General features: G+C 59.6%; 12 protein-coding genes and 4 tRNA genes. 9 read left to right on the top strand and 7 right to left on the bottom strand.

Annotated elements, in window-relative coordinates; genetic code table 11:
- Positions 1-21: 21 nt before the first annotated feature.
- The 3 genes from sugE to rdgC form a co-directional block, all read right to left on the bottom strand.
- Positions 22-336, bottom strand: a complete 315-nt coding sequence (sugE, locus tag AB7M25_RS21710; RefSeq protein WP_429516800.1) for a quaternary ammonium compound efflux SMR transporter SugE — start codon at positions 334-336, stop codon at positions 22-24.
- A gap of 118 nt (positions 337-454) precedes the next feature.
- Positions 455-1,420 (bottom strand): bile acid:sodium symporter family protein, encoded by a 966-nt coding sequence (locus tag AB7M25_RS21705; RefSeq protein WP_429381279.1) that lies wholly within the window; start codon positions 1,418-1,420, stop codon positions 455-457.
- Positions 1,421-1,547: 127 nt separating this feature from the next.
- Positions 1,548-2,468, bottom strand: a complete 921-nt coding sequence (gene rdgC / locus AB7M25_RS21700) for a recombination-associated protein RdgC (protein ID WP_007969735.1) — start codon at positions 2,466-2,468, stop codon at positions 1,548-1,550.
- Positions 2,469-2,627: 159 nt separating this feature from the next.
- Between rdgC and AB7M25_RS21695 the strand changes: the two genes are divergently transcribed.
- The 4 genes from AB7M25_RS21695 to AB7M25_RS21680 all read left to right on the top strand — a co-directional run bounded on the left by AB7M25_RS21695 (position 2,628) and on the right by AB7M25_RS21680 (position 3,169).
- Positions 2,628-2,703, top strand: a tRNA-Val gene (locus AB7M25_RS21695).
- 19 nt (positions 2,704-2,722) lie between these two features.
- Positions 2,723-2,799: transfer RNA gene (locus tag AB7M25_RS21690), tRNA-Asp, on the top strand.
- 198 nt (positions 2,800-2,997) lie between these two features.
- A tRNA-Val gene (locus AB7M25_RS21685) sits at positions 2,998-3,073 on the top strand.
- A gap of 19 nt (positions 3,074-3,092) precedes the next feature.
- Positions 3,093-3,169, top strand: a tRNA-Asp gene (locus tag AB7M25_RS21680).
- A 128-nt stretch (positions 3,170-3,297) separates the two neighbouring features.
- On the opposite strand, the gene AB7M25_RS21675 is transcribed toward AB7M25_RS21680, so the two are convergent.
- Together AB7M25_RS21675 and AB7M25_RS21670 are read right to left on the bottom strand one after the other, a co-directional pair.
- On the bottom strand, positions 3,298-4,434 hold the full coding sequence (locus tag AB7M25_RS21675) for a catalase family protein (protein ID WP_454237988.1): 1,137 nt from the start codon (positions 4,432-4,434) through the stop codon (positions 3,298-3,300).
- 28 nt (positions 4,435-4,462) lie between these two features.
- Entirely contained in the window at positions 4,463-6,265 is a 1,803-nt protein-coding gene (locus AB7M25_RS21670; RefSeq protein ID WP_454237987.1) for a di-heme-cytochrome C peroxidase, read from the bottom strand.
- 267 nt (positions 6,266-6,532) lie between these two features.
- Here AB7M25_RS21670 and AB7M25_RS21665 point away from each other — a divergent pair, with 267 nt between their 5' ends.
- The 5 genes from AB7M25_RS21665 (at position 6,533) to AB7M25_RS21645 (ending at position 9,229) form a co-directional block, all read left to right on the top strand.
- The gene (locus AB7M25_RS21665; protein WP_007974985.1) at positions 6,533-7,249 is read left to right on the top strand and encodes an FKBP-type peptidyl-prolyl cis-trans isomerase; all 717 of its coding nucleotides are present in this window, start codon (positions 6,533-6,535) and stop codon (positions 7,247-7,249) included.
- 292 nt (positions 7,250-7,541) lie between these two features.
- Positions 7,542-7,997 (top strand): YkvA family protein, encoded by a 456-nt coding sequence (locus tag AB7M25_RS21660; protein WP_429381285.1) that lies wholly within the window; start codon positions 7,542-7,544, stop codon positions 7,995-7,997.
- A 114-nt stretch (positions 7,998-8,111) separates the two neighbouring features.
- Positions 8,112-8,453, top strand: a complete 342-nt coding sequence (locus tag AB7M25_RS21655) for a helix-turn-helix domain-containing protein (protein ID WP_007974980.1) — start codon at positions 8,112-8,114, stop codon at positions 8,451-8,453.
- The gene (locus AB7M25_RS21650; protein WP_003223109.1) at positions 8,450-8,821 is read left to right on the top strand and encodes a hypothetical protein; all 372 of its coding nucleotides are present in this window, start codon (positions 8,450-8,452) and stop codon (positions 8,819-8,821) included. The genes AB7M25_RS21655 and AB7M25_RS21650 overlap by 4 nt, the downstream gene beginning before the upstream one ends.
- Positions 8,822-9,229 carry an SEL1-like repeat protein gene (locus AB7M25_RS21645; RefSeq protein ID WP_218475209.1) on the top strand — a complete coding sequence of 136 codons (408 nt, stop codon included), beginning with the start codon at positions 8,822-8,824 and terminating at the stop codon, positions 9,227-9,229.
- Between the two features lie 476 nt (positions 9,230-9,705).
- Here AB7M25_RS21645 and AB7M25_RS21640 read toward each other — a convergent pair whose 3' ends face one another.
- Complete coding sequence (locus tag AB7M25_RS21640; protein ID WP_454237986.1) at positions 9,706-11,496, bottom strand: bifunctional diguanylate cyclase/phosphodiesterase; 1,791 nt, start codon at positions 11,494-11,496, stop codon at positions 9,706-9,708.
- Between the two features lie 146 nt (positions 11,497-11,642).
- Positions 11,643-13,724, bottom strand: coding sequence for a carboxy terminal-processing peptidase (locus AB7M25_RS21635; RefSeq protein ID WP_167399535.1), 2,082 nt, complete (start codon positions 13,722-13,724; stop codon positions 11,643-11,645).
- Positions 13,725-13,817: the final 93 nt, after the last annotated feature.

Here is a 13,817-nt window from a genome sequence, read left to right as displayed (position 1 = left end):
GCCCGCGATGGCGTCAGTGGCCTAAGCGCTGATCTTGAGCCCAACCAACCCGCTAATGATCAACGCCACACTCGCCAGCCGCACCAGCGCCATCGACTCGCCAAACAGAATGATCCCGGCGATCACGGTGCCAACGGCGCCGACACCGGTCCAGATTGCATAGGCTGTGCCCAGCGGCAACTCCTTCATGGCAAGGCCGAGCAGGCCAAGGCTGATAGCCATGGCCGCAACGGTCAATACAGTGGGGAGCGGGCGGGTGAAACCGTCGGTGTACTTGAGGCCGACGGCCCAGCCCACTTCGAAAAGGCCGGCGAAAAACAGAATGATCCAGGACATGAAGACCTCCATCGTCTGACGGGGTCGTCCCCTGATTAATGACTCGATCGAGCCGCGAGGTCGTCCTCGCGATGGGCAATATAGTGCCCAGCATTAACCCGGGGATCAAGTTTCCCAGTCAGTCGCTGACCTGTTGCGCCGCCATTTCCCGATCCTGTTTTTCACTCATGCGACGGAAATACGTCGAGAGCAATGCCCCGGAAATGTTGTGCCAGACACTGAACAATGCACTGGGCACGGCCGCCAGCGGCGAGAAGTGCGCACTGGCCAACGCGGCGCCCAACCCGGAGTTCTGCATGCCGACTTCCAGGGCCAGGGACTTGCGCTGGGCCAGAGGCAGCTTGAACAGGCGCCCGGTGAAGTAACCCAGCAGGTAGCCAAAGCTGTTGTGCAGCATGACCACGGCCATGATCAACAGGCCCGACTCGGCAATCTTCGCCTGGCTGGCGGCCACCACTGCCGTGACGATGATCACTATGCTGACCACCGACACCAGCGGCAACACGTCCACGGCGTGGCGAACCTTGTCGCCGAGCACCCGTTGGGCAACCACGCCCAGCACGATCGGCAGCAGCACCACTTGCAGGATCGACCAGAACAACTCCATGAACGACACCGGCAACCAGGCCGAGGCCAGCAGCCAGATCAGCGCCGGCGTCAGCAGGGGGGCGAGGAGGGTGGTGACGGCGGCGATGGCCACCGACAGCGCCAGGTCGCCACGGGCCAGCCAGGTCATCACGTTCGACGAGGTGCCGCTTGGGCAGCAGCCGACCAGAATCACACCGACGGCGATTTCCGGCGGCAAGTGGAACGCCTGGCAGAGCAACCACGCCACGCCGGGCATGATCACGAAATGGGCAACCACGCCCAGGGCCACGCGCCAGGGATGGCGAGCGACTTCGGCGAAGTCTTCGAGCTTGAGGGTCAGGCCCATGCCGAACATCACCAGCCCCAGCAGCGGCACGATAGCGCCTTTGAGGCCGAGGAACCATGCTGGCTGCAGGAACGCCACGACAGCGAAAATCAGTACCCAGTAGGCGAAGGTGTTGCCGACAAAACGACTCAATGCAGCCAGTACGCGCATGGCTTGATCCTTGTTATGAGAGCTACGCAGTTCTGTAGGAGCTGGCTTGCCAGCGATTCAGGCAACTCGGAGTGCCTGACACACCGCTTCGCCGGCAAGCCGGCTCCTACAATAGTCACTACCGGGCTTAGATCCCTTGCGGCGTCTCTTCTCCACCCAATGCTTCAACCAGCGCCGGCAGGAAGTCGCCAAAGGTCAGCATCATCAGGGTGAAGCTGGCGTCCAGTTGGCCCAGGGCTTCGTCGCCGCCGTCCTGTTCCGCCTGGTCTTGCAGCAGGTCTTCGAACTTCAGGCGCTTGACCACCATCTTGTCGTCGAGGACGAACGACAGTTTGTCCTGCCAGGCCAGGGACAGTTGAGTGACCACTTTGCCGGTGCTCAGGTGCAGCTGGATTTCTTCGCTGGTCAAGTCCTGGCGCTTGCAGCGCACAATGCCGCCGTCTTCGTGGGTGTCGCGCAGTTCGCACTCGTCCAGCACAAAGAAATCGTCCGCGGCTTTCTGCGTGGTGACCCACTCGGTCATGGTCGCGGTCGGCGACATTTTCACGGTCAGCGGACGTACCGGCAGGGTGCCGATCACTTCACGCAGGGTCGACAGCAAGTCTTCGGCGCGTTTCGGGCTGGCCGAGTTGACCAGGATCAGGCCCTGTTTCGGCGCGATGGCGGCGAAGGTCGACGAGCGGCGGATAAAGGCGCGGGGCAGGAAGGCCTGGATGATTTCATCCTTGATCTGATCGCGTTCCTTCTTATAGACCTTGCGCATTTGCTCGGCTTCGATCTCTTCGACTTTTTCCTTGACCGCGTCACGCACGACGCTGCCCGGCAAAATACGTTCTTCCTTGCGCGCGGATACCAGCAGGAAGTCACCGCTGACGTGCACCAGTGGCGCATCTTCGCCTTTGCCAAACGGCGCGACGAAACCGTAGGTGGTCAACTCCTGGCTTGCACATGGGCGCGCCAGTTTGGTGGCCAGTGCAGTTTCCAACGCCTCGGCATCAACAGGCAGATCTTGGGTCAGGCGATAGATAAGCAGGTTTTTGAACCACATGGGGTGAGTCTCTCCTTTATACAAAGGGGGGCATTATTGTCTTCGCCGTGCCATAGGCCAACCTTTCTCTAAGCCTTTGGAAGGCCTGAGAAAATTATTTAAAAAAGTGCTTGCCAGAGGTTGGGTCGCTCCGTAGAATGCGCGCCACACCGAAGCGAAGGGTGATTAGCTCAGCTGGGAGAGCGTCTGCCTTACAAGCAGAATGTCGGCGGTTCGATCCCGTCATCACCCACCATTCGTTTCATGTGTTTAGCGCAGCGGTAGTTCAGTCGGTTAGAATACCGGCCTGTCACGCCGGGGGTCGCGGGTTCGAGTCCCGTCCGCTGCGCCATATTCGGTAACCTGGAACACTGAACGCCAGGTCACCACGGAAAAACCCGCAATAGCGGGTTTTTTTCTGCCTCAAGTTTGTACGTTGTACCCGCGGGATGTGTCGTTTTACCGGTTTTCGGATTTATTTGAAAAAAACTTCAATTAAATCAACACTTTACGAAAACTTGTGGCATAATGCGTCCCGTAACGAAGCGAAGGGTGATTAGCTCAGCTGGGAGAGCGTCTGCCTTACAAGCAGAATGTCGGCGGTTCGATCCCGTCATCACCCACCATTCGTTTCAAGCGTTTCGCGCAGCGGTAGTTCAGTCGGTTAGAATACCGGCCTGTCACGCCGGGGGTCGCGGGTTCGAGTCCCGTCCGCTGCGCCATATTCGGTAGCCTGGAACACTGAACGCCAGGTCACCACAGAAAGCCCGCCTTGTGCGGGCTTTTTGCTGTCTGGCGTTTGGCCATTCCTCAAAGCGATCCCGGGATCGCTTTTTTTGTGTCTGCCCGGTTATTGCTCGGCGTTGCGGCTGTGCCGGTAGTCGCTGACAGCTTCATAAACGGCTTTGCGCAGGCGATTGATTCCGCCGATGGGGCGGTGTGCCTCGATACCGAACCAGGGATTGAATGACTGGTTGTCGCATTGCAGGTTCAGTGCCGGTGTATCGAAGTCCTGCGCCGGCACCTTGATCTGCGCCACCGTCTCGAAGGGCGCATCGCTTTCGCGCCATTCAATGCTGGTGTCTTCAATCGGCATGTACTTGTTGGCGTCCTGTCGCTGGATTTGCAAGACGAAACACGCGGGTACCCGGTCGGTCGACAACTGTTGGTTCAGCGCATTGCGCAGGAAGTTCGGCAACTTGCGGTTTTGTTCCGGCAGGTTGTAGGTCGGGCAACTGCCTGGATCGGGCATGACCCGGAACTTGGCATTGGCCTCGCCGAATTTGTAGGGTGAAACCGAAAAGTATGTCGTCCGGGTTGGGCTCGATGGAGCAGGGGACAAGGTCGCCAGGGCAATAAACAGGTGGCGAACCTGCCACGAACGCGGATCCCACCCCGGAAAGAACGCCATCATTTTTTTACCCTCGGCCTGGGCAGCGACGTTCTGACGGTATTCGGCCACGTTACTTACAAAGAAATTCGGATGGCTGAACATCACAAAGTCCTGTTCGCTTCGCCCCGCCTGATCGCTCAATAGTTGTGTGCCCGCAACATCGAGCAGCTTGATCGCCATGCCCCGGGCATCGCGGATGCTGTCGAACTGCGGGTAGGCGTTGCCATTGGACAGGCGCATCGTCGCTTGCCAGGTTTTGCCCGGCTCGCTGAACACGCCCTGGCGCAATTCGCTGGCCAGTTCCGGCAATACCTGAACTTCGGCTTTGACGCAGCCATGGGCTTTGGCGTGGGCATCGCGCAAGTAGCGGGTGCTTTCGCGGTGCTGATCGACGATGCGCACGGCGGTCTGGATGATGTCCCGGGTCATCGCGGCTTCATCGTCCGCAATCGACTCCTGCGCCGAGACCGGTCCGCGCTGCTGCCAGGCAAACCAGGCGGTGGCCAATGCCCAGCCCAAAACGCCGAGAACCAGCAGCCACAGCAACAGCTTGCCGAGGAAGGCGCCCAGGCGCAGCCAGAGTGTAATCAGCATGAGAGCGTCCTTTTGGCTGAGTCCGTGGTCATGGCAATTGCGCTTCCAGCGGGCCGTCCAGCACTTTCAGATATTCCAGCAGTGCCCAACGCTCCTGCGGCTGCAACCAGCGGCCGATCACGCCATTGCCGAGTTTGCCGGCACGGAATTCATGACCACTGTTGTGGTTGCCGGTGATTCGCGTGTCGAACAGAAAACCATTGGTAAAGGCTTCGGTGCGGTAACCCAGGTGTCCCGGGTCATATTCGAAAGTGCCTTTGTAGAACGTGGTTGCACGCTCATCCTGCGGCGACAGCAATTGATAAATGCTCGGTACCGAACCGTTGTGCAGAAACGGTGCTGTCGCCCAGACACCCGCCAACGGCCGGGCCTTGTACGAACGTAGTTCGCGCACACCGATTGGCAGGCCGAATCCGTCCATTTCCGGGCGCTCGGCCGGGGTGACACTGGCGTCCTGATAGGCGCGGTCGCGGACGAATGCCGTGACATAGGCCAGCCCCGTGGCCACGGACACCTTGCTCAGGTCCAGTGGTTCGTCGGGTTTTGGCTCTACATCGAGTTTTTCCAGTTCCGCCTGCTTCCATTGCAGTGCTGTCAGGTCGAAGCGATGGTCGGCGATGTTGTTGGCCGCGCCCGGGTCTGTGCCGATGTCATCCACCGGGAGCATTTTCAGGTGCTGAACGTATCGTCCCTCGCCCTGGTTGGTACGCGGTACATGGCAGCCCGCGCAGTTTTCCGCGAACAGGGTGCGCCCCTTGGCGGCCAGCGGCTTGTCGATCGCGCCCAGCAGGTCTTCCGGCCAGGCCGGCGGCGAGAGTCGTTGCAGGGTTTCTTCGATCAGGTGCAGGTCGCGCACACGGACGCTGGAGGGATAGCGGGCATCGCCTATCAGCGGCTGGCCGTTCTGGTCGAAGAAGTTCAGCGTGGCGCCGACGCCCAGCGCCTCGCCGATGTTGCGGGCCATCGGTTGTTTCGCCGAGCCGTTCCACTGCACCCATTCGAACGTCCACATGTCCCACAACTGCGGATAATCGACCGGAGCATTGGCCACGCGGTAGTTGTCGGGGGAAATCGCGTCCCCGAAGCTGGCGTTGGCAATGCGTCCGAAGGCATCGGTGCGCCCCGGGCCTTCCTCGGTTGGATAGAGCCCGCGATGGGTGTCGTTCCAGGCCACTTTGAGGAAAATATCGAGTGAAGCCTTGAACTCTTTGCGCAGTTGCTTGTGGCGCGTCTCGTAGTCCTGGCCCAGTACGTTGCGTGCGAAACGTTCGAATTTCCACGGGTTGTAGTAGGTCGAGACCAGGCTGGCGACCAGCGCTTGTCCGAAACTGCCCCCCTTGAGCGTAGGAACGCTGGACGGCAGGACATGCTGCGCCGAACCGCCGTCGATACGCACGGCTTGCCCCTTGAAGCGCAGTTCACCGGTGTGGCAGGCCGCACAGGTGATATCCAGAAACACGTCCGGGCTGCCGGCATTCTGATGCCGGGTAAAGCCGGCGGGGAGGTTGCCGGGGTTGTTCGGTGTCGGTTTCTGGCCGGGGTCCACCAGAAAGCCGAAGCGCGCAAGGTATTCGGGGGCGGCGAAGCGTTGCTGCGAGAAGGGCAGTTCGAGGGCCGTGAACCAGTCATAGCGCAAGCCTTTGACCTGGGTGCCCTGGGGTGTGAAGTAATAAGTCTCTCGGTCGACGGCGCTCCATTGGTCCAGGTAATGCACCTGTTGTGCAGGCGACCAGGCCGGCAGTTTCGGGTTGGCGACGTAATAAAGAACCACGGCCAGGGCCAGCCCGAGCAGGACTGCGATGAGAACCAGCAAGCGTAGGAAGAGGCGCAAGATAAACATCCTTGTCGAATTACCATGCCGTTATGCCCGAGTACCCAAGGTGCGGCAAGAGGCCATTACGCCAGATTGCAGGTTCAGGAATCAGCCTCTGTAGGAACAAGATGAAAGAAGCTTCATCACTCCAATTGTGAAAAGCGTTTAAACGCCTGAACTTATCAATTGTTTCCGGCTCTCATGCCGGTAGCCATTGGTCGTGGCGGCCTGATAAGCTCGCGGCTTTACTCGATTGCCCTTTAGGCGCATGAACAAGGAAATAGCATGAAACAGCATCGGTTGGCGGCGGCGGTGGCCCTGGTTGGCCTGGTACTCGCGGGTTGTGATTCGCAGACCAGCGTAGAGCTGAAAACTCCGGCGCAAAAAGCTTCCTACGGCATTGGCCTGAACATGGGCAAGAGCCTGGCTCAGGAAGGCATGGATGACCTGGATTCCAAAGCTGTAGCCCAGGGCATCGAAGACGCCGTCGGCAAGAAAGAGCAGAAGCTCAAGGACGAAGAGCTGGTCGAGGCGTTCGCCGCACTGCAAAAGCGTGCCGAAGAGCGCATGGCCAAGATGAGCGAAGAGTCGGCCGCTGCCGGCAAGAAATTCCTCGAAGAAAACGGCAAGAAGCCTGGCGTGACCACCACCGCTTCGGGCTTGCAGTACGAAGTCGTGCAGAAAGCCGATGGCCCTCAGCCAAAGCCGACTGACGTAGTGACCGTTCACTACACCGGCAAGTTGACCAACGGCACCGTATTCGACAGTTCCGTCGAGCGTGGCAGCCCGATCGATCTGCCGGTCAGCGGTGTGATCCCGGGTTGGGTCGAAGGCCTGCAACTGATGCACGTTGGCGAGAAGTACAAGCTGTACATCCCTGCTGACCTGGCTTACGGTGCTCAAAGCCCGAGCCCGGCGATTCCGGCCAACTCGGTGCTGGTATTCGACCTGGAACTGCTGGCCATCAAGGACCCGGCAAAAGAAGACGCCGCTGCCAAGTAACCAGCGCCTGCTTCGACAACAACGCCTCGCTCATGCGGGGCGTTGTTGCATCTGGCGTTCGGCAGGGGCAAACAAAACGAACAGACGCTCTAGGCCGGAGTCTTAGGCATAGTAGTCTCGGCGGTAGACGCACAAGGTCGCCAAGTCAATGAAATTATGGGTTTTTTTTGATGAGTAAAAAACGCCCGATCTGAACGCAGGCCTTGTAAAACGGGGCTTACAGCGATGAAATGCAGCTCTGTTCACAAGGTTATCCACAATTTGTGTGGATAACATTTCAACGGGAGGAATGATGAAAGCACCCTGGAATTTCGCTCGTTTCCTGCCCCTGGCCGGACGTCTGCTGGCACGCGGTCGATTGCCGACCCTGTTGTTCGCCGTCGCCAGTAAAGGCGCAAGCCAGGGCAATCGACTAGGCAAGATCAAGGACGACCTGAAGCTGTTGCAGGCACTCTGCCTGGCCTACTGGCGGGGCGAGTATCGCGCCATCAGCCCCAAGGCGCTGGTGTCGGTTGTCGCGGGCCTGATGTACTTCCTCAGCCCGGTGGATGCGATCCCGGATTTCATTCCGGTGTTCGGCATGTTCGATGACATCGCAGTCCTGGCATGGTTGATGAAAGTGCTCGACGACGAGCTCAATGCCTTCCGCGCCTGGCGCAAACGGCAGGTCCCGGAGAAGCTCGCGGTGGTTGAGCGCCTGCCCGATACCGCCGAGCAACTTCAACTGCAAGGCCCGAAAAAACGCTGAGTCGATTTTGACGACTTCATAGATTGATGCCCCCCGCGACCTTGGCCGCTGTTAGGATTACACTTCTAGGGAAAAGTGCCGACTCGCTAAGTGTTGTTGTCCTACGGGGTAGTGATGGATATTCAGATAATTACACGCGAAGGCGAGCCCGAGTATGCGGTTCTGCCATGGGCTCAATATCAGGCGTTATTGAAAGCAGCGGGCATCAAGGAGCAAGCGTCGCCTCAAGCCACGAAGCCTCAGGCGGCGACACCAGACGCGATTCTTCCGGGTCTGGATCAACTACGCAGTTTGCGCGAGGGGAAGGGCATCGCCATCGAGGCGCTGGCCCGCACGGTAGGCATCAGCCCGTCTTACCTGGCCATGATCGAAAGTGGCGAGCGTCTGCCCGACGCCGCGATTCGCCGCAGCCTGGCTTGGGAATTGACGGTGCCAGGGTGGAGGGATGAATCGTGAGTGTACGCATCAGTCGTCAACACTGGGACGGATTGTTGGGCGAACTGGATCAGGCGCGGCGCCAGCGCCATCTGTTGACGTATCGGGCGTTGCTGGAACGTTTGCAGCTGCCGACCCCGGCCATGCAGACCCTGACGGCAGCCCTTGAGCATCTGGCGGCTCTGGACGCCAAGGCGGAGCAGCCATTGCGCAGTTCGCTGGTGATCAGCCAGGGCGCCAGCCGTTTGCCTCGCACCGGATTCTTTGAGTGTGTCGAGCGCCTCGGGCGTTTTTCCGGGCCGTCGGACGGCGTTGCCGCCGCGTCCTGGCACGCTTCGGAAGTGGTGCGGGTGTTCGAGTACGAATACCCGGAATCGGCCGAGGCCTGAATGTTTTTGCAACTCAAGGCGCGAGCCGGGTACTGGCTCGCGCGCCGGTTGTTTCACTGGTCGTGGTTTGTTCGCCAACCGCAGGGCTGGCGCTGGCTCGAAGGCCAGTTTGCACGCATGGCCAACCTGGGCGACGTCGGCGCCCAGAGCTTCTATGGGCACATCCTGACGTTTCGTGGTGTCGGCCTCGGCGCTCGTGAGGAGGGCGTGCGTTTGTTGCGCCTGGCGGCGTTGGCGGGCGATGGCAAGGCGGCGTATCAAGTGGGCGTGATCTGTTTGGCCGGGACGGCGAGCAAGGCTCCGGATCCCCTTGAAGCGGCGCGATTCTGGGAGATCGCGGCGAAGGCCGGGCATCCGTTGGCGTCGATCAAGTTGCAAGAGTTGGCGTCTCGTGAGTCTGAGCTATAACCCTGGGCTGACCGGGGGATGGCTATTTGGGGAGTTGTCCTGCGCCTGTCTGCAAGGCGGCTTGTCTTTTGTTGACTGTGTACATATCCGTTTCTTCGGTAACGGCGGCTTATGGTTTCGCCCTTACGGCGACTCCCTTTTTTACAAGCGCCTAAAAAAGGAAGCAAAAAACGCTCGCCCCGAACGTACGGCCCCTCGCTGAGGCTCGGGGTTCCTTCGCTGCGGTATTCATCCGGGGGCATTGCCCTCCGGTCGGCTTCGCTTCGACCTACATGCAATGAGTTCGACTGCGTCGAACGGCGCTGCGCGCCCATCCCCGGATGAACACCTCCGCTCAGCCTGCCGATGGGGCGGGTAGATCAAGAGCTGCAGGCGAGCTAACGCTCGGCCTGTTGAGTGGTGAAGAGCGAGGATGTACGCCGACCTGCCTTTGCTCTTCTGTGGGAGCGGGCTTGCCCGCGAAGGCGTCCTGTCAATCACCGCTGCCCCATCAGGCAAGCACCTTCACGTTCCTGCACCACCCGGCTATCAATCACATGCACGCTATAGCCCTGCACATTCTTCGCATGGTGCTTGGCTTGTGACGCCATTTCCGCCAGCTGGCTCGCATCGAGTTGTCCACAGGCCTGTGGATGAAGATGCACCACGCCGATCGACAGCGACAACAGCGCAAACTCCTGCCGCACGCCCTGGCGATTCGGTGCGATGAAGCAGCCGGCTTCCAGGTGCTCGCTGCGGTAGAAGCGCCGGCATTGGCTCTGGAAGTCGTCGAGCAACTGGTTCAACCGTTTGCGCCAGTCTTCCGGGCCGAGCACCAGCAGGAAATCATCACCGCCGATATGCCCGACAAAGTCGCGGGACGGGTCGATGCGGTCGTTCAGGCATTGCGCCAGGCACAGCAGGACTTCGTCGCCGCGGCCGTAGCCGTAGATGTCGTTGAAAGGTTTGAAGCTGTCGATGTCCACATAGCAGATCACCGATTCCCGTTGCTGTTGCAGCAGCCGCGTCAGGCATTGCTGGATCGGTACGTTGCCGGGCAGCAAGGTCAGCGGGTTGGCGTAGCGGGCTTGCTGGATCTTCAGTTCGGTGATCAGTTTGAGTACGTCTATCACGCGGCCCAGCCCGAGATAGCCGCCATTGAGGGTGATGATGAAGTCTTCTTCGATGCGCTGGCGGGCACGGCCTGTGATCAGGCGGCTGACTTGTTGCAGCGACTGACTCAGCTCGACGGCGAGGAAGTCATCGTTCATCAGGCGGCTGATGGGTTTGCGGGCGAACAGATCGGTGGCAAAGGGCTTGAGCAGGGCATCGGAGAGCGAATGTCGATGGACGATACCGCAAGGCTGACCCTGTGCATCCAGGACCGCCAGCGAGTTCAGGTTGGCCTGGCGGCGGAAGGCTTCGAGCACCGTGGCGGTCGGGGTGTCCCGGTTTACGGCGGGTTGCTCGTTGAGCAGTGCGCTGAGGTCGCTGCCGTCTTCGCTCAGTACAACGCTGGTGCTGTCCTGGCGGGGCATCATTGCCCGGGCATCCCGTGGCGCGTGCTCCTGGGGGCGGCAGAGCAGATAGCCCTGGACCAGATCGACGCCCATCTCGGTCAGTACCGTGAGCTCTTCCGGTAACTCGATACCTTCGGCAATGACTTGCGCCCTCGAGGCCTTGGCGATTTGCAGGATCGAGCCGACGAACTCGCGCTTGAGCGCATCCTGATGAATGCCATCAATGAAATGCCGGTCGATTTTCACGTAATCCGGCCGTAACTCAGACCACAAGCGCAAACTCGAATAACCCGCCCCCAGATCGTCCAGCGCAATCGAAAATCCCATCGCCCGATAGTGATGCAGGGCGGTTTGCAGCAGCTGGAAATCATCCGTCGGCGTCTGTTCCGTGAGCTCGATGACCACCTGGCTCGGCGCAATGCCGAAGTCCTGCAGCAATTGCAGGGTGCGTCCCGGTTGATGGGCCGCTTCGAGCAGGGATTCCGGGGATACGTTGAGGAACAACAGGCCGGGCAGCTGTTGTTCATTGAAGCGTCGGCAAGCGCTTTCGCGGCAGGCAATTTCCAGCTCGCTCAAACGACCGGCCTGGCGGGCGACGGCGAACAGCGCGACAGGGGAGTGCAGAGGGCTGTTGGACGGCCCGCGACTGAGGGCTTCGTAGCCGAGAATGCGTCGCTCAGAGAGGCTGATGATCGGTTGGAACAAACTGTGCAAACCGCCTTGAGTCAGGATCGAGCTCAATGCACTCAGCTGTTCGGTTGTGGTCATGGCGATCTCTGGCGATAAAAAAAGGACTGGCGTGGTCCCTTTCTACAAGGAGCACGCCAGTCCCGTATTTCACGACAGAATGATGACTGTTTGATGACGCCCTGGAGGGCGTTAGCATTAAATTGCCATCAGCTGCTGGTTAACACTCAGTGCTTCGCCACTGCCGTGTTGAGTTTCAGGTAGTCCAGCAGAATCCGCCCGGTTTCGCTCAGGTAGGCATCGTCTTCAGGTTTGGTCTTGTCATCCTCGGCCGCGATGGCATCTTCGTCTTCTTTCTTCAGCTCTTTGAGCGGTTCTTCGCCCTTGGCCTTGCGACGGATGTTTTCCATGGTCAGCTGTTTGGCTTCGATGTCGGCGTGCTGGGCACGACGCTCGGCTTCATTGAGGCTGACGGTTTTTTCGGCCATCAGTTTCTGCGCCAGGGCCAGCTTGTCGCGGATGAACACGAACTCCGCATCCTTGGCTGTACGTATGTCATGCTCGGACTTGAGCTGCGAAATGTACGGCTTGAACGGATCCAGCGACGGCTTGATCGCTGCCTTGATGGTGTCCCACGGCATGGCTTCGGGCAGGGCGCTTTCGCCGATTTCCTTGGTGTCGATGATCGACGGGTAATCGATGTCCGGCAGAACGCCCTGATGCTGGGTGCTCTGTCCGGAAACCCGGTAGAACTTGGCCAGGGTCAGTTTCAGCTCGCCATGATTGAGTGGCTGAATGGTCTGCACGGTACCTTTGCCGAAGGTCTGGCCGCCGATGATCAGTGCGCGGTGGTAGTCCTGCATGGCGCCGGCAAAAATCTCCGAAGCCGAGGCGGACAGGCGGTTGACCAGCAACGCCATCGGGCCTTTGTAGAACGCGCCCGGGTTTTCATCTTCCAGCACGTCTACACGGCCATCGGCGTTACGCACGAGCACGGTCGGGCCTTTGTCGATGAACAGGCTGGTCAGCTCGGTGGCTTCCTGCAAGGAGCCGCCGCCGTTGTTGCGCAGGTCGATGACCACACCGTCGACTTTGTCTTTCTGCAGTTCAGTCAGCAGTTTCTTGACGTCGCGGGTGGTGCTCTTGTAATCCGGGTCGCCGGCACGGAAGGCCTTGAAGTCCAGATAGAACGCCGGGATCTCGATGACGCCGAGCTTGTAGTCCTTGCCGTCCTGCTTGAGGTTCAAGACCGATTTCTTCACGGCCTGGTCTTCGAGCTTCACCGCTTCACGGGTGATCGGCACGATCTTGGTAGTCTGGTCGTTCGGCGCATTGCTGGCCGGGATCACTTCCAGGCGCACCACGGTGCCTTTCGGACCACGGATCAGCTTGACCACTTCGTCCAGGCGCCAGCCCACCACGTCGACCATTTCCTTGTTGCCCTGGGCAACGCCGATGATCTTGTCGGCCGGTGCAACCTGCTTGGTCTTGTCTGCCGGACCTGCCGGCACCAGGCGCACGACTTTCACCTGGTCGTTATCGCTCTGCAACACGGCGCCGATGCCCTCGAGGGACAGGCTCATGTTGATGTCGAAGTTCTCCGCGTTATCCGGCGACAGATAGTTGGTGTGCGGGTCGTAGGACATGGCGAAGGTATTGATGTACGCCTGGAAGATGTCTTCCGCACGGGTCTGGTCCAGGCGCGCCAGCTGGTTCTTGTAGCGCTTGGTCAGGGTTTCCTGGATCTGCTTGGAATCCTTGCCGGCGATCTTCTGGCGCAGGACCTCGTCCTTGACGCGTTTGCGCCACAGGTCGTCGAGTTCCGCGGTGGATTTGAGCCAAGGGGCGTCCTTGCGGTCGATCAGCAGGGTTTCCTTGGTATTGAAGTCAATCTTGTCGACGCCCTTGTTCAGCTCGGCAAGGGCAAAGTCCAGACGCGCCTTTACGCGGTCCAGGTAGCGCTTGTAGATGGTGAACCCGGCGTTCAGGTCGCCGCTCTTGAGGAAGTCGTCGAACTGCGTCTTCCACTTGTCGAATTCGGCAATGTCGCTGGCCATGAAATAGCTGCGCGATGGATCCAGCAGCTTGAGGTAGCTGTCGTAGATGATCACCGAGCGCGCGTCATCGAGTGGCGGCTTGCTGTAGTGGTGGCGTTTGAGCAATTCCACGACGTTCAGACTGGCGATCACTTCGTCACGATCGGGCTGAAGCTTGTCCCAGCTATTGGCTGCGAATGTATTGCTCGACATCGGCAGCAAGCCGATACCGATGAATAAGGCGAGGGCAGTGCTGGGGAACAGATGCTTCATGCTGATTCGACGCGGGGACAATTGATAACGCATATTAGGCCGTCTTTGAAGTCGCCGGCTCTTTGGGAGCCGGTCGCATAATGCAAAAAGCCC

It is taken from the genome of Pseudomonas sp. AP3_22 TE3818 (assembly GCF_053628995.1).
Note: the sequence above shows the minus strand (reverse complement) of the source record. Positions and strands in the feature narration are given on the sequence as shown.